Annotated in this window: 21 protein-coding genes and 4 pseudogenes; 16 read left to right on the forward strand and 9 right to left on the reverse strand. The window is 61.4% G+C overall.

Annotation, left to right across the window (positions count from 1 at the left end; genetic code table 11):
- Positions 1 to 92: 92 nt before the first annotated feature.
- Together Q8X51_RS19395 and otnI are read left to right on the forward strand one after the other, a co-directional pair.
- Complete coding sequence (locus Q8X51_RS19395) at positions 93 to 1,553, forward strand: GntT/GntP/DsdX family permease (protein WP_315871578.1); 1,461 nt, start codon at positions 93 to 95, stop codon at positions 1,551 to 1,553.
- Positions 1,554 to 1,568: 15 nt separating this feature from the next.
- Positions 1,569 to 2,354 carry a 2-oxo-tetronate isomerase gene (gene otnI / locus Q8X51_RS19400; protein ID WP_407694884.1) on the forward strand — a complete coding sequence of 262 codons (786 nt, stop codon included), beginning with the start codon at positions 1,569 to 1,571 and terminating at the stop codon, positions 2,352 to 2,354.
- A 157-nt stretch (positions 2,355 to 2,511) separates the two neighbouring features.
- Here the strand turns inward: otnI and Q8X51_RS19405 are convergent, their stop codons facing one another.
- The 4 genes and pseudogenes from Q8X51_RS19405 to Q8X51_RS19420 form a co-directional block, all read right to left on the reverse strand.
- Entirely contained in the window at positions 2,512 to 3,333 is an 822-nt protein-coding gene (locus Q8X51_RS19405) for a DeoR/GlpR family DNA-binding transcription regulator (protein WP_065926387.1), read from the reverse strand.
- Positions 3,334 to 3,424: 91 nt separating this feature from the next.
- A pseudogene (locus tag Q8X51_RS19410) lies at positions 3,425 to 3,940 on the reverse strand (methyl-accepting chemotaxis protein); the annotation flags it as partial.
- Between the two features lie 348 nt (positions 3,941 to 4,288).
- Positions 4,289 to 5,368, reverse strand: a pseudogene (locus Q8X51_RS19415) (HAMP domain-containing protein); the annotation flags it as partial.
- A gap of 144 nt (positions 5,369 to 5,512) precedes the next feature.
- On the reverse strand, positions 5,513 to 6,403 hold the full coding sequence (locus tag Q8X51_RS19420) for a bestrophin family protein (RefSeq protein WP_065926385.1): 891 nt from the start codon (positions 6,401 to 6,403) through the stop codon (positions 5,513 to 5,515).
- Positions 6,404 to 6,664: 261 nt separating this feature from the next.
- Between Q8X51_RS19420 and Q8X51_RS19425 the strand changes: the two genes are divergently transcribed.
- The 5 genes and pseudogenes from Q8X51_RS19425 to Q8X51_RS19445 all read left to right on the forward strand — a co-directional run bounded on the left by Q8X51_RS19425 (position 6,665) and on the right by Q8X51_RS19445 (position 10,161).
- A complete protein-coding gene (locus Q8X51_RS19425) occupies positions 6,665 to 7,543 on the forward strand; it encodes a hypothetical protein (RefSeq protein ID WP_065926384.1) in 879 nt (292 codons plus the stop codon).
- On the forward strand, positions 7,528 to 8,556 hold the full coding sequence (locus Q8X51_RS19430; RefSeq protein ID WP_407694886.1) for a GGDEF domain-containing protein: 1,029 nt from the start codon (positions 7,528 to 7,530) through the stop codon (positions 8,554 to 8,556). Before Q8X51_RS19425 ends, Q8X51_RS19430 begins: the two co-directional genes overlap by 16 nt.
- A 122-nt stretch (positions 8,557 to 8,678) precedes the next feature.
- The gene (locus tag Q8X51_RS19435) at positions 8,679 to 8,942 is read left to right on the forward strand and encodes a hypothetical protein (RefSeq protein ID WP_137213080.1); all 264 of its coding nucleotides are present in this window, start codon (positions 8,679 to 8,681) and stop codon (positions 8,940 to 8,942) included.
- Positions 8,939 to 9,692 (forward strand): annotated as a pseudogene (locus Q8X51_RS19440) (Fic/DOC family protein). The gene Q8X51_RS19435 and the pseudogene Q8X51_RS19440 overlap by 4 nt, the downstream one beginning before the upstream one ends.
- A 7-nt stretch (positions 9,693 to 9,699) precedes the next feature.
- Positions 9,700 to 10,161 (forward strand): metallophosphoesterase family protein, encoded by a 462-nt coding sequence (locus Q8X51_RS19445; protein ID WP_407694887.1) that lies wholly within the window; start codon positions 9,700 to 9,702, stop codon positions 10,159 to 10,161.
- A gap of 8 nt (positions 10,162 to 10,169) precedes the next feature.
- Here the strand turns inward: Q8X51_RS19445 and Q8X51_RS19450 are convergent, their stop codons facing one another.
- A complete protein-coding gene (locus tag Q8X51_RS19450; RefSeq protein WP_027603612.1) occupies positions 10,170 to 10,481 on the reverse strand; it encodes an ArsR/SmtB family transcription factor in 312 nt (103 codons plus the stop codon).
- Between the two features lie 78 nt (positions 10,482 to 10,559).
- Here Q8X51_RS19450 and Q8X51_RS19455 point away from each other — a divergent pair, with 78 nt between their 5' ends.
- Together Q8X51_RS19455 and Q8X51_RS19460 are read left to right on the forward strand one after the other, a co-directional pair.
- The gene (locus Q8X51_RS19455; protein WP_065926381.1) at positions 10,560 to 11,651 is read left to right on the forward strand and encodes an NADH:flavin oxidoreductase/NADH oxidase; all 1,092 of its coding nucleotides are present in this window, start codon (positions 10,560 to 10,562) and stop codon (positions 11,649 to 11,651) included.
- Positions 11,652 to 11,927: 276 nt separating this feature from the next.
- Positions 11,928 to 14,054 carry a TonB-dependent siderophore receptor gene (locus tag Q8X51_RS19460; RefSeq protein ID WP_407694888.1) on the forward strand — a complete coding sequence of 709 codons (2,127 nt, stop codon included), beginning with the start codon at positions 11,928 to 11,930 and terminating at the stop codon, positions 14,052 to 14,054.
- Positions 14,055 to 14,292: 238 nt separating this feature from the next.
- Here Q8X51_RS19460 and Q8X51_RS19465 read toward each other — a convergent pair whose 3' ends face one another.
- On the reverse strand, positions 14,293 to 15,333 hold the full coding sequence (locus Q8X51_RS19465) for a hypothetical protein (protein WP_083221121.1): 1,041 nt from the start codon (positions 15,331 to 15,333) through the stop codon (positions 14,293 to 14,295).
- Positions 15,334 to 15,420: 87 nt separating this feature from the next.
- Between Q8X51_RS19465 and Q8X51_RS19470 the strand changes: the two genes are divergently transcribed.
- Positions 15,421 to 15,981 (forward strand): hypothetical protein, encoded by a 561-nt coding sequence (locus Q8X51_RS19470; protein ID WP_027603616.1) that lies wholly within the window; start codon positions 15,421 to 15,423, stop codon positions 15,979 to 15,981.
- Positions 15,982 to 16,017: 36 nt separating this feature from the next.
- Here the strand turns inward: Q8X51_RS19470 and Q8X51_RS19475 are convergent, their stop codons facing one another.
- On the reverse strand, positions 16,018 to 16,740 hold the full coding sequence (locus Q8X51_RS19475) for a FadR/GntR family transcriptional regulator (RefSeq protein WP_065926379.1): 723 nt from the start codon (positions 16,738 to 16,740) through the stop codon (positions 16,018 to 16,020).
- Between the two features lie 48 nt (positions 16,741 to 16,788).
- Entirely contained in the window at positions 16,789 to 18,525 is a 1,737-nt protein-coding gene (locus Q8X51_RS19480) for an IlvD/Edd family dehydratase (protein WP_027603618.1), read from the reverse strand.
- A 192-nt stretch (positions 18,526 to 18,717) separates the two neighbouring features.
- Here Q8X51_RS19480 and Q8X51_RS19485 point away from each other — a divergent pair, with 192 nt between their 5' ends.
- The 4 genes from Q8X51_RS19485 to Q8X51_RS19500 are packed head-to-tail and all read left to right on the forward strand — an operon-like array spanning position 18,718 to position 23,522.
- Positions 18,718 to 20,040 carry an MFS transporter gene (locus Q8X51_RS19485; protein ID WP_053139479.1) on the forward strand — a complete coding sequence of 441 codons (1,323 nt, stop codon included), beginning with the start codon at positions 18,718 to 18,720 and terminating at the stop codon, positions 20,038 to 20,040.
- A gap of 15 nt (positions 20,041 to 20,055) precedes the next feature.
- Positions 20,056 to 21,048 carry an AraD1 family protein gene (araD1, locus tag Q8X51_RS19490; RefSeq protein WP_065926377.1) on the forward strand — a complete coding sequence of 331 codons (993 nt, stop codon included), beginning with the start codon at positions 20,056 to 20,058 and terminating at the stop codon, positions 21,046 to 21,048.
- 10 nt (positions 21,049 to 21,058) lie between these two features.
- Positions 21,059 to 22,639, forward strand: coding sequence for an aldehyde dehydrogenase (NADP(+)) (locus tag Q8X51_RS19495; RefSeq protein ID WP_065926376.1), 1,581 nt, complete (start codon positions 21,059 to 21,061; stop codon positions 22,637 to 22,639).
- 19 nt (positions 22,640 to 22,658) lie between these two features.
- Positions 22,659 to 23,522, forward strand: coding sequence for an SMP-30/gluconolactonase/LRE family protein (locus Q8X51_RS19500; RefSeq protein ID WP_407694889.1), 864 nt, complete (start codon positions 22,659 to 22,661; stop codon positions 23,520 to 23,522).
- Positions 23,523 to 23,533: 11 nt separating this feature from the next.
- Here Q8X51_RS19500 and Q8X51_RS19505 read toward each other — a convergent pair.
- Positions 23,534 to 23,623: pseudogene (locus tag Q8X51_RS19505) on the reverse strand (outer membrane lipoprotein carrier protein LolA); the annotation flags it as partial.
- 67 nt (positions 23,624 to 23,690) lie between these two features.
- On the opposite strand from Q8X51_RS19505, the gene Q8X51_RS19510 reads away from it, so the two are divergent.
- Positions 23,691 to 24,698 (forward strand): substrate-binding domain-containing protein, encoded by a 1,008-nt coding sequence (locus tag Q8X51_RS19510; protein ID WP_065926374.1) that lies wholly within the window; start codon positions 23,691 to 23,693, stop codon positions 24,696 to 24,698.
- Positions 24,695 to 24,909: ATP-binding cassette domain-containing protein (locus tag Q8X51_RS19515; protein WP_407694890.1), on the forward strand; the 215-nt coding region annotated here is incomplete at its 3' end. The genes Q8X51_RS19510 and Q8X51_RS19515, both read left to right, overlap by 4 nt.

The raw sequence follows: 24,909 nt of genomic DNA on the forward strand, positions 1-24,909 counted from the left end.
AAGACGACACGGCAAGTGCTGCCCGAGCGCCTGGTTTGACGCTCGACGGACCCGGCTTGCCTAAAAAAACAATAACAACAGGACATTCTTGAATGAGCCCACTGATTTTGATGTTGACCGCTGGCGCGGGTATCGCGCTGCTGCTGTTTCTGGTCCTCAGGTACAAATTCCAGCCGTTTGTCGCGTTGATGCTGGTGAGTATCGTGGTGGCGCTGGTGGCCGGGGTGAAACCGGCTGACCTGGTGGCGACGATCGAGGGCGGCATGGGCAAGACCCTTGGCCATATCGCGATCATCATTGCCCTGGGCGCGATGATCGGGCGGATCATCGAGCTGTCCGGCGGTGCCGAGGCCCTGGCCAAGTCGTTGATCGAGCGCTTCGGCAACAGCCGTACGCCGCTGGCGCTGACCATCGCCGGGTTCATCATCGGCGTGCCGGTGTTCTTTGAAGTCGGGGTGATCATCCTGATGCCGTTGGCCTATGGCGTGGCACGCCGGGCGCGCAAGCCGCTGCTGGTGTTCGCCTTGCCGATGTGTGCGGCGCTGCTCACCGTGCATGCCTTCCTGCCGCCCCATCCGGGCGCCGTAGCCGCCGCCAGCCAACTGGGCGCTGACCTGGGCCGGGTACTGATGTTCGGCCTGCCGATCACCGCATTGTTGTGCTACATCGGCTACCGCGTGGCGGGACGCATGACCCGGCGCTTCTATCCGATGACCGACGATATCCGTGCAGAAGTCTATGGCCCCCACGTGACCAATGAAGACCTGCGGGCCTGGACCAACGGCAATCACCAGGCGGTACAACAGAGCGCCGTGGCCGAGTCCCATATGGGATTGGAAGAGTCCACCAGCGCCATTGCCGCCAAGCTGCCGGCGGCGCCTGCACCCGGTTTTGGCCTGATTGTGAGCCTGATCCTGCTGCCGATTGTGCTGATTTTGCTGGGCACCCTGGCCACCTCGCTGCTGCCGATCGAATCGGCGTTGCGTGGGGTGATGACCGTGTTGGGCGCGCCGTTGGTGGCGCTGCTGATCGACACCTTGCTGTGCGCCTGGTTGCTGGGTTCGCGCCGGGGTTGGAGCCGCAGCCAGGTGTCGGATGTGATCGGCTCGGCCTTGCCGGGCGTGGCCATGGTGATCCTGATCGCCGGCGCCGGGGGCGTGTTCGGCAAGGTGCTGGTGGACACCGGCATCGGCGCGGTAGTCTCCGACATGCTGCGCACCACCGGCCTGCCGGTGCTGGCCCTGGGCTTTTTGTTGACCATGCTGCTGCGCGCGGTGCAGGGTTCGACCACCGTGGCCCTGGTGACCACGGCGGGGATCATCAGCCCGCTGATCGTGACCCTCAACCTCACGCCCAACCACCTGGCGCTGCTGTGCCTGGCCATGGGCGGTGGCGGGCTGGCGATGTCGCATATCAACGACGCCGGCTACTGGATCTTCACCAAGCTCGCCGGGCTCAACGTGGCAGACGGTCTGCGCACGTGGACGGTGATCACCACCTTGCTCGGTACCTTGGGGTTCGTGATTACATTGTTGATCTGGCCTTTTGTCTGACTCTTGGGAGCTTTTATGCCTCGTTTTGCTGCCAACCTGAGCATGCTGTACCCGCAACATGATTTTCTCGAGCGTTTCGCGGCGGCGAAGGCCGATGGTTTCGACGCGGTGGAATACCTGTTCCCCTACGACTACAGCGCCGAGGCACTCAAGCAACGCCTGAGTGACAACGGCCTGGTCCAGGCCCTGTTCAATGCACCACCGGGCGATTGGGCGGCGGGGGAGCGCGGCATCGCCACGCTGCCGGGGCGTGAGGCCGAGTTTCGCAGTGGCTTCGACCACGCGTTGGAATACGCCGCCGTGCTCGGCAACGACCGCGTGCACGTCATGGCCGGCTTGCTGCCCTCGGAAAGCCTGCGCCAGCGCCATCAGGCCGTGTACCTGGAAAACCTCGCCTACGCCAGCGCGGCGGCGGCCAAGGTCGGCGTCACCGTGTTGCTGGAGCCGATCAACACCCGCGACATGCCGGGGTTTTTCCTCAACCGCCAGGACCAGGCCCACGCCATCTGCCGGGAGGTCGGCGCGCACAACCTCAAGGTGCAGTTTGACTGCTACCACTGCCAGATCGTCGAAGGCGACTTGGCCACCAAGCTGCGTCGCGATTTCGACGGCATTGGCCATATCCAGATTGCCGGGGTACCGGACCGTCACGAGCCTGACCTGGGCGAGCTGAACTATGGGTTCCTGTTCGAACTGATGGACCAGTTGGGCTACGACGGCTGGGTCGGCTGCGAATACCGGCCAAAGGGCGACACCTCGGCGGGCCTGCAATGGTTGCGGGACTGGAAAGCGGCTCGGTAGTCGACGAGCCTCTGTGTCGGTTCGGTTCAAATGTGGGAGGGGCGGTGCGACGATTCGACTTGCCCCCGATAGCGGTATGTCAGCCAACACCTCTACCAACCCTGCCACCGCCATCGAAGCCTAGCTAAAGCTCGACCTCTCCTACAAAGGGAGGGCATCACGCCGGCAACGGATCACCCGGCAGCATCAATTCAATCCCGCGCTTGCGGATGCCATCTGCCGCTGCCGGGGCCAGGGCGTCGTCGCTGATGATCACGTCGAACGGTTCCAGCCCGGCGATGCGGTACATGCTGAAGGTGCCGTATTTGGAACTGCTCGCCACCAGCACCACCTGGGACGCCGATTGCATCGCCACTTGCTTGACCTCGACTTTCAGCGCCGAGGGGGTGGTGATACCTCGGTGCAAATCCCAGGAGCTGGTGGACACAAAGGCGATGTCCGTCACCACCTGGCGCAGGGTTGCCACGGCCAGCCCGCCGACGGAAGAATGGTTGTCATGGTCCAGTTGGCCGCCGGTGTGGATCACCGTGACCTGTGTCGCATCCATCAGGGCCTGCACGATCCCGAAGTCATTGGTGACCACGGTCATCCCCGACAGCGCCTTGATATACGGGACGATCTCCAGGGTGCTGGTGCCGGCATCCAGGTACACCGTCATGTCCGCGTGCAGCAACCGTGCGGCCAGTCGTGCCATGGCCTGCTTTTGCGGCAACTCCACCACGGCTTTGGATTGATGGCTGGGTTCGCTGTGCAACTGGCTGGCGATCCGGACCCCACCGGTGACGGAGTACGCCCGGCCTTCCTGCTCCAGCAGGGCGATATCGCGGCGCACGGTCATGTGCGAGCAGTCGAACATCTCCATCAACTGGTGCACGCTCATCACCTGATGCTTGCGCAACTGCCGCAGGATCTGTTCGCGACGCTGCTCGGGAATCATCGGGGTGCTGCTGTCGGTGGCCGTGTCCTTCGGGTTGGGCATTAAGGCTCCGCAGTGGTTGGGTAAGAGGCGGGGAGTGCGTGGCTATAGTAGCCAATACACGCCCCCGCCGGCGACCCCGGTGTGACAGCGGTCAGAACTTGAACCGCCCCACCAACCCCTTGAGCTGACCGGAAATATCCGTCAACCGCCCAGATCCGGTCTGCGCCGAGTGGGCAAAGCCTTCGACCAGTTGCGCATCGGCATGGATCTGCGCGATGTGCCGGTTGATCTCTTCGGCCACCTGGTGCTGTTCTTCGGCCGCGGTGGCGATCTGGGTGTTCTGGTCGCGGATCGAGTCCACCGAGCCTTGGATCTTGTCGAAGCTGTCGCGGGCCTGCTGGATGCGTTCCACGCTGGTGTGGGACACCAGCAGGCTGCCCTGCATCTGCTGGGTGACTTCCTGGGTGCGGCGGGCGAGGTTGCCCAGCAGGCTGTCGATTTCACCGGTGGAGTCGGCAGTGCGGCGCGCCAGGGCGCGGACTTCGTCGGCGACCACGGCAAAACCGCGGCCCTGGTCACCGGCGCGCGCGGCTTCAATCGCGGCGTTGAGTGCCAGCAGGTTGGTCTGTTCGGCGATCGAGCGGATGGTGTCGAGGATGGTGTTGATGTTCTGGCTGTCCTGCTCCAGCAACTGCATGGTCTGGGTCGACTTTTGCAGGTCTTCGCTGAGCTTGAGCACGCTGCCGGTGGCTTCGCCGATGTGCTGCTGGCCATTGTGCACGTCGCGGTAGCCCTCGTCGGCACTCGCGGCGGCGGCGCTGCAGGAGCGCGCGACTTCGTTGGCGGTGGCTACCATTTCGTTGAACGCGGTGCTTACCAGCTCCACGGCTTCACGTTGGCGCCCGGCGGCCTGGTTCATGTTGTTGGCGACTTCGCTGGTGTCGGCGGCGGCGGTTTGCAGGTCGGAAGAGGCGTTGCCGATGCGCTGCACCAGTTGCGCGATCATGCTCAGGAACTGGTTGAACCAGCCCGCCAGGCTGGCGGTTTCGTCTTTGCCTTGCACCTTGAGTTGGCGCGTCAGGTCGCCTTCGCCTTCGGCAATCTCCTGCAGGCCGTCGGCCACCCCGCGAATCGGGCGCACGATCATGCTCGCAAAACTGGCGCCGACAATCGCGAACACCACGGCCAGGGCGGCGGCAATCGCGGCGATCAACCACGTGAGGCTGGTGGCGCCGGCCATGACTTCATCGCGTTTGATCAGGCCGATAAAGCGCCAGCCCAGATCCTTGGAACTGACCACGTTGGCCATGTAGGCCACGCCGTCGATGTCGATCTGGGTCACGCCGTCGCCGCGCTTGGCCAGTTCGGCGTAGTTGGGGCCCAGGTCGGCCATCGGCTTGAAGTTGTGCTTGGCGTCGCTGGGATCCACCAGCACGTTGCCGTTGGCTTCCACCAGCATCAGGTAGCCGCTGTCGCCCAGCTTGATGTTGCGCACCAGCTCGGTGAGCTGCTTGAGCGACACGTCCAGGCCGACCACGCCGAGTATGTTGCCGGTGGCGTCGGCGACGGTGTGCACGGTGCCGATCAGGACCACGTCGTCCGGTGCCCAGTAATAGGCGCCGGTGCGCACGGTGGCGCCTGGCGCGGCGATGGCGGCTTTGTACCAGGGGCGTACGCGTGGGTCGTAGTTGTTCAGTTTGGTGTCATCAGGCCAGCTGGCATAACCGCCGTCGGCGAGGCCCAAAGACAAGTAGGCGGTGCTCGGGTGGCTCTTGGCGAACTGGTCGAAAATCGCCAGCAGGTCTTTGTTGGTCTGGGTCAGGGGGATTTGCGCGGCGTCGGCGCCGGCGTAGCTCTTGAGATCCTTGGCCGCGACAACGCGCGGGTCCTTGGCCACGAAGTCGACGTTCTGGCTGATGCCATCGAAGAACTGCTTCATGCCGTTGTCGATCTGACGGATCTCGCGACCGCTGCTGTCGAGGAAATTGGCCAGGGCCCCCTCGCGCAGATTCAGCACTACCAACACGGCCACCAGGATGACCGGGAGGCACGCGATAGCCGCGAACGCCCAGGTCAGCTTCTGCTTGATATTCATGACTTCACCTGCGGGTATTTATAGTTTTGGCAAGGGGAAACGCTAGTGCTGAATGCCGCATGTGTTGTTATGAAGGGGGTAAGGCCCATGCGTACCTCCGGTTTATCGACCGAAGGGGCACGCACTTTAGGGCGCGGGGCGTGATCAGCCGATTGAGTGGTCGGCCAGGGCGTCGCGGCGCATCGATTGCAGGTTCTTCTCGATGGTTTCGCAGATGGCTTCCATCTGGATCTGGTGTTCGCTGGAGCGGAACGGGCTTTGCAGGTCGGTGCCGATGCGTTCGATGGCCAGCAGCATAAAACCCACCACGGTGGACGCCAGCGGGGTGAACCAGCCCAGGGATTCCACCAGGCCCACGGGCACGATCAGGCAGAACAGCGAGATAAACAGGCGTGGGAAATACACGTAAGGGTAGGGCAGTGGTGTGTTGGCGATCCGTTCCATGCCGCCCTGGGCATTGGACAGATCCACCAGGGTCGACTCCAGCCGCGCCAGGCGAATGCTGTCCAGGTGCCCGGCCTTGTATTCGCGGGCCAGCAACGCCGCCGAGCCGGTGAGGATGTCATTGGCAAAGTTGTTGGTGGCGCCGTTGCGGGCGAATTCCTCGGTGGGGATAAAGGCGCGTACTTCATCAGGGCACGGTTCGCCCCTGAGGTGCGCGGCCAGGCAATTTACGTAGGCCACGTGGCGGCGCAGCAGGGTGGACTTGATCGGGTTCACTTCGCCGTCAGGATCGTCCAGCAAGGTCAAAACCTGACGGGCAAAACTGCGCGAATTGTTGACCATCGCACCCCACAGCGTGCGCGCTTCCCACCAGCGGTTATAGGCGCTGCTGTTGCGAAAGCTGATGAGCACGATCAGTGCCGAGCCCAGCAGGGTGAGGGGCATCAGCGGCAAGTTGATCTTGGCGGTGAGGAACAGCATGAAGTCCACGGTGACGGCGACGTCCCACAACAACAGCCAGAACAGCGACCAGCCCACATAGCCCATGGTCTTGATGATCAGGCGGTACTTTTTGATGATGGCGGCTTTCAAACGACAACCTCGCGGCGAGCAGTAGGCAACAGTGCCTTAGCTCGGACGTCGGCTGGCGGGGAAGGTTCGCTGCGGCGCCTGAAACGGTTAAGCCGCCTGAGTTTTCTGGAACAATTTTGGTAGCGACGGTGTCCTCAGAGCTAATCACGCTAGATTGCGCCCAAGGCAAAACGCCATTATCGGTGCTGCAATTGAGATCAGTGGATCCAAGTTGTTTGATCAGGGCTCTTTCTCATGTGCAGTGGTTCGTTGAAGTTGGCGATGGAACAGTCGGCGCGGGCGTTTGAGCGCCATGTGGAGTTTGAAGCGAGTATTCGTACCCATTATTCGATTTTGCTGGAGTCCTATTCAAAAAGACCGTTTTTCTACAAGACCGCACTGAAGTTCAGTCGCTTGATGGTGTCCTTTACGTTATTGAGCACGTATTTCTCCAAGCCAGTTCCCTTACTGTCCGAGGTGAAAGAGTTTTGTGTGGCGCGCGGGTTCTGTTCGAGAAACAGCCTGGAGTCGATCTTCCTGCTGTTCAGGGTCCTGGGGTTCATGACGGTGTCGAGGCATGCGGATGACAGTCGTTTGCGGGTATTCAGTCCGTCATCCCAAGCCTGCGAGGAGATCAGGCTGATGCTTACGTCCGTGGTCGAGCCGCTGGGCGTGATGTGCCCGGAAACCGAGGTGTGCGGGTCAATGGCCGGGTTGGATGATCGCGCCTATCTGGCCCGTTATTTCAAAGGTTTTTCGGTGCTTCTGCGCCAGAACGTGACGATTGACCTGTTGATGCCTGATTGTTATTGGCTGGTAAAACGCGATGCCGGACATATGTTGATGCTGGCGATCTATAACGATGCGTGTGCGCTGGATAATCAAGGGGCAAGTTTCAGGTCTTCGTCCTACCTTTCCATCGCTGAGCAACTCTCGGTGTCCAAGACCCACGTTATTCGTCTGGTGCAAGAGGGGGCCGACCGGGGCTATTTCAAGATTCATTCCAAGACACTGCTTGAAGTCCTGCCACCTTTTATCGTGTTGGTAAGGCGGTTCATGGCGTATTCGTTTGCGACCTGCCTGCACAGTCTTCAACTGAGTCATGTCGATAATAAAGCGGCCACTCATGCACAGGGAGTGACGGGATGCCGGCTAATGTAAAGCTCAGGCCACGGATGCAAAGGCTGCTGTCGCCCGCCATTGCCCAGGCCGAACTGATCGGGATTTTCGCCTGGCTGGCGGTGTTGCTGGTTGATCGCGGGAGGATGTTCGGCTGGCCGGTCGTGCTGGTCACGATGGGTCTGTGCGCGGTGTATGGGGTCCACCGGGTGGTGGCTCAGTATGTGCTGTGGCGGGCGCTGGGCGTGGCCTACATGGCGCTGCTGTCCGCAGGTTTTGCCTATGTGGTTCACACCCGGCCTGCGTTGCAGGTGTTTGCCTTGCCGCTGGCCGTGACCCTGGTAATGAGCAGCGCAATCCTGTTTATCGTGGTTCAGGATTTTCTGTTCTGCGCCGCGTTGGTCTGGTTACTGACGTGGCCCCACATTCAGTTGAGCCTTTACGCAGGCGTCGACACCTACGTGTTTATCTTTTGCGCCGCGTCGGTGGCGATCGGTTCTGTCTTGAATGTCTACTACCTGAAAAACCTGCGCTCCGTGTTACTGGTCGAGAGTGAGTTTCGGGAATTGGCCGAGACGGATTATTTGACCTCGATCCTGAACCGGCGAGCCTTTATGGAAAGCTTTGCCAAACTGATTGAGGCCGGTGATACGGGCTACTTCATGATGTTGGATATCGACAGTTTCAAATTGAAGAATGACCAGTTCGGCCATGACGTCGGCGACAGGATTCTCTGTGCGATGGCCGCGTGCCTGAAAGCCACCCCCGGCAGCCACAGTTTCGGCAGGATTGGCGGTGAAGAATTCGGCGTGCTGCTGGTGGGCGATGACCCTGATGTCGCCACCGACTACGCGCTGCGCCTGCTGCAGGGGATTCGGTGCAGTGTCGCGCCGCCCCATCACTACACCTGCAGTGCGGGCATGACACGCTTTACGGCCGGGGCCGATATGTCGGCGGTCCTCAAGCGTGCCGACCGCAACCTCTACGCCGCCAAGGGCAACGGCAAGGACCGTGTATATCTGGATGGCGCGCCGGTCTGCCACGGAGCGATTTAGCTCGAACGCCGGCTTGCGGGGAAGGTTCGCCCTGAACCAGAAACGTTTAAGTTACGTGCGCTTCGGTTGAGGTGGAAGGAGGGCACCATGCTATGCTCAGGAGGCTAATTGAGGGATTTCAGATGACTAAAACAGCCGATATCAGTATTGCCAGCCACGTGCGTCGCCTGGCCAGGGCTCATCATGTTACCGCTGAGCGTGATGGCATAAGCCGGATGGCTGCTGCGATTACTAGCCTGGCTGGCGATGTGGTCGAGTTGGATGGTGTGGAGCAGTTGTTGGTCAATCTCAAGAGGAAGGGCGTTCTGAGTAAATCGGAAACCATGGCGCTTCAGGGCAGTTACCTCCAAGAGAAGCGACGCTCCAAGAAGAAGCTAAGCGCATGAATTTTGATCCCTTCGGCGATTTTGAGACCGCTGGGTACCTTCAAAATGCTCTACAGCTTAAAGATCCCATCGAAGTAAAAGAGTCAGAGCATCTATCGTTCGAACTGAGCATGGAAGACTCGCTTCGATACTTGGCCTAAAAAAAGTATCGATTACTCGTCCGTACTCAAAGTACACGAGCTCCTGTTCTCTGATTTTTATCACTGGGCGGGTAAGGATCGAACTGAGCTTGTTCCACATCTTGCCGTTTTCAAAGGTTCTCAAGACGATCCACACCATACCCCGTTTGAGCATCCGGCATCGATCAGACTCTCCGTCGACTATGCATTTGAGTTGGCGTCGAACAAGAAGCGCTTCAGGGATCGCCCTGGTGACGTCATGGGCCAGTTGGCATTCGCGCATCCTTTTCTCGATGGCAATGGGCGCACGATTCTGCTTGTTTTCATGGAGCTTTGTTATCGAGCCAAGTTCGCCATTGAATGGTCAAAAACCAACAAGGATGATTACCTCCGGGCACTCAGTGCGGAAATCAAAGAGCCGTTTAAAGGGCATCTGAATGATTACCTGCAACCCTTCGTGGTCGATATTGCACATCGTGATGAATGGCCAGGAATGATAGGTGGCCTAAAAGGTCTGGATGGGCTTGATAAGGAAAGGATTACCTACGAAAGCCTTGATAATCCTGAGGTTCAAAAGATTTACACAACCTACAGAGCGCAGTCGCTCGCTGCGCCTTCATCCGAAAAATAGGACCACGATGTCCAGAGTTGGCGTGATTTCCGATACCCATGGCCTGCTGCGGCCTGAAGCGGTGGCGGCCTTGCAGGGATGCGAGCAGATCATCCATGCCGGCGATATCGGCAGCCCTGAGATTCTTCAGCAATTGGCACAGATCGCGCCCCTGCACGTGGTGCGTGGCAACAATGACCAGGACGCGGCGTGGGCGGAGCAGGTGCCCGATCATCTGATGCTGGAGGTGGACGGATGGCGGACGTTGGTGGTGCATGATATCGCCGACGTACCCGCCTTACTCCACACGTCTACTCGGCTGGTGATCACCGGCCATTCGCACAAGCCCCTGATCGAATGGCGGGGCGCAACACTGTACGTAAACCCCGGCAGTGCAGGGCGGCGGCGCTTCAAGTTGCCGGTGACGTTGGCGGTGCTGGACGTGCGGGAAATGACGATCGAGTCGCAGCTGATCGCGCTGCTGGACTGATCCGGCTTTTATCGTTGCGTCAGGATGCTCTGCAACAATCCCGGAAACCGTTCCTCAAGCACCTCGCCGCGCAATGAATTCATGTGGGTAGTGCCCACGCTGCGGGTGTGTACCAGGCCGGCATCGCGCAGGACCCGGAAGTGGTGGGACATGCTGGACTTGGGGCGCCCGCCGTCCAGTTCGCCGCAACTGGCCTCGGGCACGCCGGCCAGGCAGCGGACAATCTCCAGGCGCACCGGATCACTCAGCGCGTATAGCAGACGCTCGAGGGTCAGGTCTTCCGGGGTGGGGTGTTTAAAGGCTCGCATGAAACGAATCATAACAGGGGGCTATCATCGAATACCATAGTTCGATTACCATCGAACTATCGAATCATCCACTCGCTCCCGGAGTTCTCAATGTCCGCTTTGTTCGAACCGTTCACACTCAAAGACGTCACCCTGCGCAATCGCATCGCCATCCCGCCAATGTGCCAATACATGGCCGATGACGGCATCGTCAACGACTGGCACCTCGTACACCTGGCCAGTATGGCTCGGGGTGGTGCCGGTTTGCTGGTGGTCGAGGCCACCGCTGTAGCGCCCGAGGGGCGTATCACCCCAGGCTGCGCCGGTCTCTGGAGCGACGCCCACGCCGAAGCGTTCGTGCCCATGGTCAAGGCCATCAAGGCCGCCGGTTCGGTGCCCGGCATCCAGATCGGCCACGCCGGTCGCAAAGCCAGCGCCAACCGCCCGTGGGAAGGGGACGACCACATACCTGCCTCCGATGCGCGCAGCTGGGAAACCATCGCGCCGTCGGCCATCGCCTTTGGTGCCAACCTGCCGCAAGTGCCACGCGCCATGACCCTGGACGACATCGCTCGGGTCAAGCAGGACTTCGTCGACGCCGCCCGCCGTGCCCGTGACGCCGGTTTCGAGTGGATCGAACTGCACTTCGCCCATGGCTACCTGGGCCAGAGCTTCTTCTCCGAGCATTCCAACCAGCGCACCGACGCCTACGGTGGCAGCTTCGACAACCGCAGCCGTTTCCTCCTGGAAACCCTGGCTGCCGTGCGCGAGGTCTGGCCGGAAAACCTGCCGCTGACCGCGCGTTTTGGCGTGATCGAATACGACGGCCGGGACGAACAGACCCTGACCGAATCCATCGAACTGGCCCGTAACTTCAAGGCCGGCGGCCTGGACCTGCTGAGCGTCAGCGTCGGTTTCACCATCCCCGACACGAATATCCCGTGGGGCCCGGCCTTTATGGGCCCGATCGCCGAGCGCGTGCGCCGCGAAGCGGGCATCCCGGTGACCTCGGCCTGGGGCTTTGGCACGCCGCAACTGGCGGAAGGTGCGTTGCAGGCTGGGCACCTGGACCTGGTCTCGGTCGGTCGTGCGCACCTGGCTGACCCGCATTGGGCGTACTTTGCGGCCAAGGAACTGGGGGTTGAGAAGTCGTCCTGGACCTTGCCGGCGCCTTACGCCCATTGGTTGGAGCGGTATCGCTGATCGGATCCTGACGACATATAGAAATCCAAATGTGGGAGGGGGCTTGCTCCGATAGCGGTGGAACAGCCAGCTTATTTTCAGCTGATCCACCGCTATCGGAGCAAGCCCCCTCCCACATTGGGTTCGCATCAAACTTCCTGCATGTCGATACCAAGGGGTTACCTGAAAAATAGCGAATGAGAACAGATGTCAAACGCGAATGGATTGGTATACCATTCGCGCGAATTTTTGGCAGGTTTGCCGCCCCATCTGGCTCATTCACTAGGTTCAACATCCATGCGTCGTACCCTGATTTCCCTCTGCGTGCTTCAGGCGTTTTCCCCGTTTACCTGGGCCGAGGTTGTCCCTGCCGACAAGGCCAGTCTTGAGCTGCAAGCCACCAATGTCACCGGCGAGGCGGACTACGAGACGGCTCAAGGGCCGGTCAAGGGCTACCACGCCACACGTTCGGCGAGTGCGACGCGCACTGACACCTCGATTCATGAAACCCCGCAGTCCATCAGCGTCGTGTCCAAGGATGTGGTCGAAGACATCGGCGCCACCCGTTTGCAGGACGCCCTGGACTACGCCGGTGGCGTCGGCCGCGCCAATAACTTCGGCGGCCAGGGGCTCACCACCTTCACCGTACGTGGCTTCACCACCGGCGAGTTCTACCGCAACGGTTTCCCGATCAACCGCGGTTACCCGAACATGCCGGACGCCAACACCATCGAACGCCTCGAAGTGCTGCGCGGCCCGGCGACCGTGCTGTATGGCCGTGGCGATCCCGGCGGCACCTTCAACGTGGTGTCCAAGCAACCGCTGGCCGAGCCGACCGTGACCCTCGGCAGCCAACTGGATGACCAGGGCATGCAGCGCGCCACCCTCGACGCTTCCGGCCCGCTGGACGAACAAGGTCGCCTGGCCTATCGCCTGAACGTGGTGGGCGAGGGCGGTGACACGTTCCGTGATCACGTCGAGACCGAACGCTACGGCGTGACCCCGGTGATCACCTGGCAGGCCAGCGATGACACCAAGGTGATCTTCGAAGGCGACTTCATGCGCAACAACCACCCGCTGGACCGTGGCCTGACGCGCTACCCCAATCAAAAAGGCACTGCCTCGCGCGACACCTTCTGGGGTGAAAAAGACGTCGGCAAACTGCACAACGACAACAGCATGGCCCAGCTGCGTTTCGAGCACCTGCTCAATGACAGCTGGACCCTGGGCGGTGGTTTCCAATGGCTGGACGGCACCTTGCAAGGCAATGCCATTGAAGCCAACGGCCTGGCCGCCGACGGTCGCACCCTGGGCCGCAACTTCAACTATCGCAAACTGGAGTGGACCGACAAGGACACCCAGCTCAACCTCACCGGGCATTTCTCCACCGGTGGTTTCGACCACACCTTGCTCACCGGCGTCGAATTCGAAGACTACGACTACAAGTCGATCATCCAGCGCTCCAGCGGCGCAGTGGGTGCTTATTCAATCGACATCTTCAACCCGGTCTACGGCCAGGCGCGCCCGAACCTCACGCGCACGCCGACCCACGACAAGGAAAACCTCAAGACCTACGCGGCCTTCGTGCAGGATCAGGTGGCCCTGACCGAGCGCCTTAAAGTGCTCGCCGGCGCACGCTTCGAGCGCTTTGAACACGACTACCACACCTACGTGCCGGGCGGTAAAAGCTGGGAAGCCAGCGACAACGCCGTCACCCCACGCGTGGGCGTGATCTACGACCTCACCGACACCATTGCGGTCTACGCCGACGCCGCGCGTTCGTTCAAGCCCAACACCGGCGCCAGTCGCCAGGGCGGTGGTTTTGAACCGGAGAAAGGCAAATCCTACGAGATGGGCATCAAGTGGGAAGCCCTGGACCGTCAACTGAGTGTCGACGCCGCGATCTACCAGATCGAGAAGAAAAACGTGCTCACCACCGACCCTCTCGACTCCACCTTCAGCGTCGCCGCCGGCCAGGTGCGCAGCCGTGGTTTCGACCTGAACGTGGCGGGCAATATCACCCCCGAGTGGCGTGTGATCGGTGGCTACGCCTACGTGGATGCCGAAGTGACCAAGGACAACACCCTGCGCAGCGGCACGCGCTTGCTGAACATCCCGCGTAACAGCTTCAGCCTGCTCAACGTCTACGAGTTCCAGGACGGCGCCCTCAAGGGCCTGGGCCTCGGCGCGGGTGGCAAGTATGTGGATGAACGGGCCGGGCAGACCTCCAACAACGCCTTCTCGATGGATGCCTACACCGTGGTCGACCTGCTCAGCTACTACAAGGTCAACGACAAGGTGCGGCTGAACCTGGACGTGAAGAACCTGTTCAATCGCGACTATGAAGAAGGTGCGTTCGGCAACGTATACGCCTACCCCGGCGAACCGCGCACGGTGCAGGTCGGCATCGCCTACACCCTCTAACGGCCTACACGGTTTCAATGTGGGAGGGGGCTTGCCCCCGATGACCATGGGTATCTACGGATTTGCGCGGTATTTGATAAGACGGTATCTATGCGCAAGCTTGCTCAAAATGTGTAGATACCTATGCCCCGATGACGGTAGATCGGCCGATGACGCTGTGACTGATCCACCGCGCCCATCCGGGCTTGGCATACACCAAGCCCTTGGCGTTAAGTTTCACAAGGCGTCGTCAGGTCCTTCAATTCTGCCAGCACTGCGCATACCGCTCACACACGCCATAACGCTTATCCAATTCGGCCATGTGTGCCCAGTTGTCGGCCATTGCTTCTTTCTCCAGCAATCCATTCAACTGCCGGTAGTACTGCAGCATCGCACCGTTGACAGCCAATGCCTGAGTGATGTCGGTGGCCGGGGTATCGGGCACCAGGGTTCTTAACGTGGGCGTGTCCAGCCGTGAGAGGCGCGCACGGTACTCAACCTTGTACTGCTCAAGTGCTTTGGCCTTTACGCCCTGAGCCTGGACCAGGTAGTTCACGACGTTCTGACGATACTGCGCCCAATAGGCATCCGGCAGATCAAGGTTCATCTGGGCCTTGCGCTTGTTGACCACCAGATCAGTTGCGTGATCGCGCGCGCTGTCGTCCAGCGGGCTGGCCTGGGGTTTCATTTCCGCAATGATGCTCGGGGCGATAATCTGCTCGGCCAAGGCATCACGCTCCGGGGTGGCGGGGAGGCCTTTCGGCGGCGCGGGGAACAGCGCATTGGCACCTACGCAGCTGGGCAGCCCTTTATTGATCACCGGGACCGGTGAGCGCACCACCTGGCCTTTTACTGAATGCAGACGTTTGAGTGTCGTCACACACTGGCGGCCTGCGCCAGTGAACGTCACCTCGTATTCCGCGCCGTTTTGCGGAGTGAGGGTGAAAGCCATGCCGCACACCGAACCTGTGCCTTGGGTATTCAAGTGCAGGAACAGTTCTTTGTTGGCGGGCAAGCGGATTTCCAGGTAGGGCGTTTTTTCGGAGACCGGCGGCATCGACATGTCCGCCCGCCTGCGGGTGTTGGCCAGGAACAGATTGTTAAGGATGCCGGTGGTCTGTCCATCGCAATGTTGCGCATCTATTACACTCAGCGTGGCGCTGCTCATGTCGCTGACAAATCGTAGCTTGGCAGCATCCGGTCCGGTGGCATCGGGGTACGTACCCGACACGCTGCAGCCGCTCAATATCAACGCGAAAAATGTTGCGCCGAGCGCACGGCCTGCAAATAAATTACTCATGGAAGGGGGGTCATCCTTAACGCCGATGTTGAGAAGTGCCGCATGATACTGGCAAAGTTGAACTTTTTTCGATGGACCGAGGATTGAATGCGCAAAATAAGTCAGTTGTTTGTGATCGGAACCGTGGCCTTGATGAGTGCCTGCTCGGCATTGCCACCTGAAATGGCATTGGATTCAAAAGTCTATTCCGCCGAAAACGCAGGTCTTGTCCTGGGCGCACTGATCGAGGGTGGGCCCTACGGAACCTGGATGAGCTTTCACAATGTGGACACCGGCAAAGACTATGGCTGGGGCCCCAAGGACTACTACTCGGCATGGTTGCCTGGAGGCACCTATGAAGTCAGTGACCTTGGCTCGCGTCGTGGCGTGATGGGACCCTACTCGAAGCCGCTGCGCTTTACCGTCACCAATGGACAAATCAATTACGTGGGCGAAATGACCTATGGTTGCCCGCTCGCGGCTCGCCCGGCCGCGATCTATGGCGTGAAAAACTGCGGACTCCTTGCGTTGGGGACCTGCACCGTTGATTACCCCAGCATTGGCATCTGTGTGGTGGATCGACAGGAGCAGTCCGTTCGCACCTTCGTCAAGCAGCACCCGCAATATTCCGAGCTACCGGTCAAGTCGGCCGTGATGTCGACGCGTTGACCCTTGCGCCGAGTTGAGCGTGGAAGCTCTATCGGGTTATAGCGGCGTCAGCACATTCATCACCGTATCCAACGCCACTCGCGTGTCATCCAGCTGCACCAGCGACGCATGCCGCGCGCCGAGGGCGTCGCGGTTCTGGATCGCGGTGAGGATCGCCTTGTGCCGGGGCAGGCTCAGGCCCTGGATGTCCGGGCGGCGGTTGGTGATGTTGATCGACTCGCGCAGCGGCAACGACAGCATGTTGCACATATAGGCGAGCAGGTCGTTGCGGGTGGCATCGGCAATGGCGCGGTGGAAGTCCAGGTCGGCCTGCAGCAGCTGTTCGTGGGTCTGCGCGGTTTCCATGCCCTGGTAGGCTTTTTCGATGGTGGCGATGTCTTCATCGGTGGCGGTGGTCGCGGCCATGGCGGCGATCTCCGGCTCGAGGATGCGCCGCACACCGGCCAGGGTATTGAAGAATTCACTGTGGGGCGTGGACTGCATCAGCCAGGACAACACGTCCGGGTCGAGGAGGTGCCATTTCAAGCGCGGCCGCACCACCGCGCCCACCCGCGGCTTGGAATACACCAGGCCCTTGGCGCTGAGCACCCGGGTCGCCTCGCGCAACACCGAACGGCTGACCTTGTACTCCTCGCAGAGCGTGGCCTCCATGGGCAGCCGTTCTTCGGGCTTGAAGCGACCTGAAACGATGTGCATGCCCAAGTCCTGAACGATCTGGGCATGCATGCTCTTGCGCGGCTTGGGCGGCTGGTGATCCATAACGACAGGGATGCTCTGACTTAAATTCGCGGCATCATAGCATCCCAATTAGTGGGAATGCCGGGGGACTTCAGCCCCACGGCAACCCACCAGGAAGTCAAAGTCGCAACCCTGGTCGGCCTGCAGCACATGATCGATGTACAACTGGCGGTAGCCGCCGACGATCAGGTTCTGCGGCGGTTTCAGGTCGGCCATGCGCGCCGCCAGCTCTGCGTCGGGGATGTCCAGGTGCAGGCGGCCATTGGCGCAGTCGAGTTCGATCCAGTCACCTTCCTTCACGGTGGCCAACGGTCCACCGGCAGCGGCTTCCGGCGCCACATGCAAGACCACGGTGCCGTAGGCGGTGCCACTCATGCGCGCGTCGGAGATCCGCACCATATCGGTCACGCCTTGGGCCAGCAGTTTCGCCGGCAAACCCATGTTGCCGACTTCGGCCATGCCTGGGTAACCCTTGGGCCCGCAGTTTTTCATGACCAGGATCGAGTTGGCGTCCACGTCCAGTTCAGGGTCGTTGATGCGCGCCTTGTACATGTCGAAGTTCTCGAACACCACCGCACGGCCGCGATGCTGCATCAGCTCGGCGCTGGCTGCCGACGGCTTGAGCACCGCGCCGAGTGGCGCCAGGTTGCCGCGCAACACGCAAATGCCGCCGTCGGCGCGGATCGGGTTGTCGAGGGTGCGGATCACTTCGTCCTGGCCGTAGATCGGCGAGTCCTTGGTGTTCTCGCCGAGGGTCTTGCCGTTGACGGTCAAGGCGTTCGGGTGCGGGATCAGGTTGGCTTCACCAAGGCGACGCAGCACGGCGGGCAGGCCACCGGCATAGTAGAACTCTTCCATCAGGAAGCGCCCGGACGGTTGCAGGTCGACGATGGTCGGCATGCCGCGACCGATGCGGGTCCAGTCGTCCAGGTCGAGCTCGACGCCGATGCGCCCGGCGATGGCTTTCAAGTGGATCACGGCGTTGGTCGAACCACCGATGGCGGCGTTCACGCGGATGGCGTTTTCAAACGCCTCCTTGGTGAGGATCTTCGACAGCTTCAAGTCTTCGCGCACCATCTCTACCGCACGCATGCCGGACATATGGGCCAGCACATAACGCCGCGCATCCACCGCCGGGATCGCCGCGTTGTGGGGCAGGGACGTGCCCAGTGCCTCGGCCATGCAGGCCATGGTCGACGCAGTGCCCATGGTGTTACAGGTGCCCGCCGAGCGCGACATGCCGCCTTCGGCCGCGAGGAAATCATCCAGGGTAATGGTGCCGGCCTTGACCTGTTCACTGAGCTGCCACACCACGGTGCCCGAGCCGATGTCCTGGCCCTTGTGCTTGCCGTTGAGCATCGGCCCACCGGTGACCACGATGGCCGGTACGTCGCAACTGGCGGCGCCCATCAGCAGGGCCGGGGTGGTCTTGTCGCAGCCGGTCAGCAACACCACACCGTCGATCGGGTTGCCGCGGATGGCTTCCTCCACGTCCATGCTCGCCAGGTTGCGAGTGAGCATGGCGGTGGGGCGCAGGTTGGATTCGCCGTTGGAGAACACCGGGAATTCCACCGGGAAGCCACCGGCCTCGATCACGCCACGTTTGACGTGCTCGGCGATCTGGCGGAAATGCGCATTGCACGGGGTCAGCTCCGACCAGGTATTGCAGATGCCGATGATCGGCTTGCCATGGAACTGATGGTCGGCAATGCCCTGGTTCTTCATCCAGCTGCGGTACATGAAGCCGTTTTTGTCGGCGGTACCAAACCACTGGGCGGAGCGTAGGCCGGGCTTTTTATCAGACATGATCGATTCTCTTATTGTATGACTATATGTTCTATGCGTGCTTAAACATAAGCGCAAAATCGATGCTTTGGAAGAGTTGTTTTGCAAATAGTCCTACTATATAGTCTGGCTTAACTGAGGTATGACCCTGGCGGATTTTCGCGAGAGGCGTCCCCCGAGCTTCTATAAAAACAACAATCGGAGATCGACCCCATGAGCCAGGAACTGCGGCTTATTCGGCGCATCACGCTGAAACTGATTCCCTTCCTGATCCTGCTGTACCTGATCGCCTACGTGGACCGTTCCGCCGTGGGGTTTGCCAAGCTGCACATGGGCGCCGACGTCGGTATCGGCGATGCGGCCTATGGCCTGGGCGCGGGGTTGTTCTTCATTGGCTACTTCCTCTTCGAGATCCCCAGCAACCTGATGCTCGACCGCTTCGGCGCACGGCGTTGGTTCGCGCGGATCATGATCACCTGGGGCGCGATCACCATCGGCATGGCCTTCGTGCAAGGGCCGCACAGCTTTTATGTGATGCGCTTCCTGCTCGGCGCTGCCGAAGCCGGGTTCTTTCCCGGCGTCCTGTACTACATCACCCAATGGTTCCCGGTGCGCCATCGCGGCAAGATCCTCGGGCTGTTCATCCTCTCCCAACCGATTGCGATGATGATCACCGGCCCGGTGTCCGGCGGCCTGCTGGGCATGGACGGCATCCTCGGCCTGCATGGCTGGCAGTGGCTGTTCATCGTGATCGGCACCCCGGCGATCCTGCTCACCTGGCCAGTGCTGCGCTACCTGCCGGATGGCCCCAAGCAGGTCAAATGGATGAGCGACGCGGAAAAAACCTGGCTCACCGATGAATTGGCCAAGGACCTGCAAGCCTACGGCCAGACCCGCCACGGCAACCCGCTGCATGCCCTCAAGGACAAACGCGTGTTGCTGCTGGCGCTGTTCTACCTGCCGGTGACCCTGAGCATTTACGGCCTGGGCCTGTGGTTGCCGACCCTGATCAAACAGTTTGGCGGCACCGACCTGGTCACCGGCTTTATCTCCGCCGTGCCGTACATCTTCGGCATCATCGGCCTGCTGATCATCCCGCGCAGTTCCGACCGCCTGAATGATCGCTACGGCCACCTGGCCGTGCTGTATGTGCTGGGCGCCATCGGCCTGTTTTTCAGCGCCTGGCTGAGTGTGCCGGTGCTGCAAATGGCCGCGCTGTGCCTGGCGGCGTTTGCGATGTTTTCCTGCACCGCCGTGTTCTGGACCTTGCCGGGGCGCTTCTTTGCCGGTGCCAGTGCGGCGGCGGGCATTGCCTTGATCAACTCGGTGGGCAACCTCGGCGGCTATATCGGTCCGTTCGTGATCGGTGCGCTCAAGGAATACACCGGCAACCTCGCCTCGGGCTTGTACTTCCTGTCCGGGGTCATGGTGTTCGGGCTGGTCTTGACCGGCGTGGTCTACCGCCTGCTGGAGCGCAAGCACGTACTGCCCGCCGATCAATTCGCCGCCAGCGCCCGTGGCGCCACACGTACTTAATCTGGGAGAAGTCTGATGCGTTTAGTTCAGTTCGAGTCAAGCAACGGTGAACGCCGGGTCGGCGTTGTAGAAGGCGCCACAGTGCGCGAAGTGCGTACCGCGCGCAGCGTGCGCGAACTGGCGCTGGCCGCCATCGAGGCGGGCGTCAAGTTGCAGCAGCAGGTCGAGAGCCTGGGCCTGGGCGACAGCCATGACTACGCCGCACTGCTGGCCGACCTGAAGATTTTGCCACCGCTGGACCACCCGGACCCGGCCCATATGCTCATCAGCGGCACCGGCCTGACCCACCTGGGCAGCGCCTCGGCGCGGGACAAAATGCACCAGCAGGCCGGCGATGAGAGCGCCTTGACCGACACCATGCGCATCTTCAAATGGGGCGTGGAGGGCGGCAAGCCCGCTGCCGGCCAGGCCGGTGTGCAACCGGAATGGTTCTACAAGGGCGACGGCAGCATCGTCGTGCGCCCAGGCGAAGCCTTCCCGGTGCCACCGTTTGCCGAAGACGCCGGTGAAGAACCGGAAATCGGCGGCCTGTATGTGATCGGCCCGGACAGCAAGCCCTATCGCCTGGGGTTTGCAGTGGGCAACGAGTTCTCCGACCACATCATGGAGCGCAAAAACTACCTGTACCTGGCCCATTCCAAGCTGCGCAGCTGCAGCTACGGCCCCGAACTGCGCGTGGGCGAGTTGCCCCAGCACCTGGCCGGCACCAGCCGCATCCTGCGTAACGGCGAGGAAATCTGGCGGAACGAATTCCTCAGTGGCGAGGCCAATATGTGCCACAGCCTGGAAAATCTTGAGTACCACCACTTCAAATACCGCCAGTTCCTCAAGCCGGGCGATGTGCATATTCACTTCTTCGGTACCGCCACGCTGTCATTCGCCGATGGTATACGTACCCAACCGGGCGATGTGTTCGAGATCAGCCAGGCCGAGTTCGGCGCGCCGTTGGTCAATGGCGTCGGCAGCAGCGATGCGGCCTTTGAACCCGGCCAAGTCACCCCCCTTTAAGGAGATCAACATGACCCAGTTCCTCGGCCACAACTACATCGGCGGCCAGCGCAGCGCCAACGGCAGCGTCAAGCTGCACAGCGTCGATGCCAGCACGGGCGAAACCTTGCCGCAGGATTTCTATCAGGCCACGCCGGAAGAAGTCGACGCCGCCGCCAAGGCCGCCGCCGCTGCGTATCCGGCGTACCGTGCGTTGAGTGCCGCGCGCCGTGCGCAGTTCCTGGACGCGATCGCCGACGAGCTGGATGGCCTGAGCGATAACTTCATCGAGCTGGTCTGCCGCGAAACCGCGCTGCCTGCCGCCCGTATCAAAGGCGAGCGTGGGCGTACCAGTGGCCAGATGCGCCTGTTCGCCACGGTGCTGCGTCGCGGTGATTTCTACGGCGCACGCATCGACAAGGCGTTACCCGATCGCCAGCCGCTGCCACGCCCGGACCTGCGCCAATACCGCATTGGCCTGGGCCCGGTGGCCGTGTTTGGCGCGAGCAACTTCCCCCTGGCGTTTTCCACGGCCGGTGGTGATACCGCTGCGGCGCTGGCGGCGGGCTGCCCCGTGGTGTTCAAGGCCCACAGCGGGCATATGGCCACGGCTGAACAGGTGGCCAATGCCATCATCCGTGCGGCTGAAGCCACCGAGATGCCCGCCGGTGTGTTCAATATGATCTTCGGCGGCGGCGTCGGTGAGGCGCTGGTCAAGCACCCGGCGATCCAGGCAGTGGGCTTTACCGGCTCGCTCAAGGGCGGTCGCGCCTTGTGCGATATGGCCGCGGCACGCCCGCAGCCGATCCCGGTGTTTGCCGAGATGTCGAGCATCAACCCGGTGATCGTCCTACCCCAGGCCCTGCAAGCGCGGGCGGATGCTGTCGCTCGGGATCTGACCGCGTCGGTGGTGCAAGGCTGCGGCCAGTTCTGCACCAACCCTGGCCTGGTGATCGGTATCGCTTCGCCGCAGTTCACCGCGTTTACCCAACAGGTCGCCCAACTGATCGGTGAGCAACCGGCGCAAACCATGCTCAATGCCGGCACCCTGAGCAGCTACGGCAAAGGCCTGGAAAAACTCCTGGCGCACCCTGGCATTCAGCATTTGGCCGGTAGCACCCAGGCGGGCAATCAGGCGCAACCGCAGCTGTTCAAGGCCGATGTGCGCTTGCTGATCGATGGCGATGAAGTGCTGCAGGAAGAAGTCTTCGGCCCTACCACGGTGTTTGTCGAAGTTGCTGATCAAGCCCAACTCAGCGCTGCCTTGCACGGCCTGCACGGCCAGCTCACGGCGACGATCATTGGCGAACCGGCAGACTTTCAACAGTTCGCCGAACTCACGCCGCTGCTGGAACAGAAAGTCGGGCGCATCCTGCTCAACGGCTACCCGACCGGCGTCGAAGTCTGCGATTCGATGGTGCACGGCGGCCCGTATCCGGCGACGTCGGATGCCCGTGGCACCTCGGTCGGCACCTTGGCCATCGACCGTTTCCTGCGTCCGGTGTGCTTCCAGAACTACCCGGATAGCCTGCTGCCTGACGCGTTGAAAAACGCCAACCCGTTGCGCATCCAGCGCCTGGTGGATGGCACGCCATCCCGCGACTCGCTGTAAACACTTATCAGGAGGCGTCATGTCGTGTACCGCTGTCACTGAGCACCGTGCGCAACTGGGGGAAGGCCCGTTCTGGGACGTGCCGACCCAGGCGCTGTACTGGGTCAATATCGCCGGCAAACAGGTCCTGCGCCTGATGGGCGGGCAGTTGCAGATCTGGCAGTTGCCCGAGCACGTTTCGGCGTTTATCCCGTGTGAAAGCGGTGATGCGCTGGTGACCTTGAGCAGCGGTGTCTACCGCCTGGACCTGGCCACCGAAGCCCTGACCCTGTTGTGCGTGGCCGACCCGCAACCGGGCAACCGTGGCAATGAAGCGCGCTGCGATGCCCTGGGCCGCCTGTGGCTGGGCACCATGCAGAACAACATCGGCGAACACGGCGAAGACTTGCCGATCACGCGGCGCTCCGGCGGCCTGTTTCGCATCGATGCGGATGCGCAGGTCACGCCGTTGCTTCACGGCCTGGGCATTCCCAACACCTTACTGTGGAGCGAGGACGGCCGCCAGGTGCATTTCGGCGACAGCCTGGACGCCACGCTCTACCAGTATTCGATCCAGGCCGACGGCCAACTCGAGCCGGCACAGGTGTGGTTCGGCCCCCATGAGCGTGGCGGGCCGGACGGCTCGGCCATGGACAGTCAAGGCTACATCTGGAACGCCCGTTGGGACGGCAGTTGCCTGCTGCGCCTGACGCCCGAGGGGGAGGTGGACCGCATTATCGAGTTGCCCGTGAGTCGCCCCACCAGTTGCGTATTCGGTGGCCCCAACCTCACCACTTTGTATATCACCAGCGCCGCCAGCCCATTGGATCACCCTCTGGACGGTGCGGTGCTGGCCATCGAAGTCGATGTACCCGGCATGCCTTGCCATCGCTTTGCCGGTTAGCTGCACCGCTTCACTGTAGGAGCGAGCTTGCTCGCGAAAAGCCTGAGCGCGCCGCGTGCATTCAGGATGTACGCGTCATCGTTAACGTTTTTCGCGAGCAAGAACTAGGCGTCCCCCTCGCTCCTACAAAAAACAGCAAACAAAAAACAACAACAAGGAGTCACCCGTATGAATCATCGTCGTCGTGGTATCCGTTCCCTGTGCTGCGCCGCTGTGGCGGTCTCGGCCATGAGCTTGAGCGGGCTGTTGCTGGCCGCTGAAGAAGTGAAGATCGGCTTCCTGGTCAAACAGGCCGAGGAACCGTGGTTCCAGACCGAATGGGCCTTTGCCGAAAAAGCCGGCAAGGAACATGGCTTTACCGTGATCAAGATCGCCGTGCCCGATGGCGAGAAAACCCTCTCGGCCATCGACAGCCTGGCCGCTAACGGCGCCAAGGGCTTTGTGATCTGCCCGCCGGATGTGTCCCTGGGCCCGGCCATCGTCGCCAAGGCCAAGGCCAACGGCCTGAAAGTGATTGCCGTGGATGATCGCTTTGTCGACGCCAAGGGCAACTTCATGGAAGACGTGCCGTACCTGGGCATGGCCGCGTTTGAAGTGGGCCAGAAACAAGGCGCGGCCATGGCTGCCGAGGCGAAAAAACGCGGTTGGGACTGGAAGGACACCTATGCGGTGATCAACACCTTCAATGAACTCGACACCGGCAAGAAACGCACCGACGGCTCGATCAAATCCCTGGAAGAAGCCGGCATTCCCAAGGACCATATCCTAACCGCCGCGCTGAAAACCCTCGACGTCCCCGGCAGCATGGACGCCACCAACTCGGCCCTGGTCAAGCTGCCCAGCGGCGCGAAAAACCTGATCATCGGCGGCATGAACGACAACACCGTGCTCGGCGGCGTGCGCGCCACTGAAAGCGCCGGTTTCGCCGCCGCCAATGTGATCGGCATCGGCATCAATGGCACCGACGCCATCGGCGAATTGAAGAAGGCCAACAGCGGCTTTTTCGGCTCGATGCTGCCAAGCCCGCACATCGAGGGCTACAACACTGCGTTGATGATGTACGAGTGGGTTACCAAGGGCACCGAGCCGCCGAAGTACACGGCCATGGATGAAGTGACCCTGATCACCCGCGCCAACTTCCAGGAAGAACTGACCAAGATCGGGCTGTGGAAATGACGGCGGCGGCCCTGCGTTTCGACGCTATCGGCAAAACCTTTCCCGGGGTCAAGGCGCTGGACGGCATCAGCTTCACCGCCCACCCGGGGCAGGTGCACGCCCTGATGGGCGAGAACGGTGCGGGCAAGTCGACGCTGCTGAAGATCCTCGGCGGCGCCTATATTCCCAGCAGCGGCACGGTGCAGATCGGCGCGCAGACCATGGCGTTCAA

It is taken from the genome of Pseudomonas sp. Yb2C2, assembly GCF_052112325.1.
Classification (GTDB): domain Bacteria; phylum Pseudomonadota; class Gammaproteobacteria; order Pseudomonadales; family Pseudomonadaceae; genus Aquipseudomonas; species Aquipseudomonas marginalis.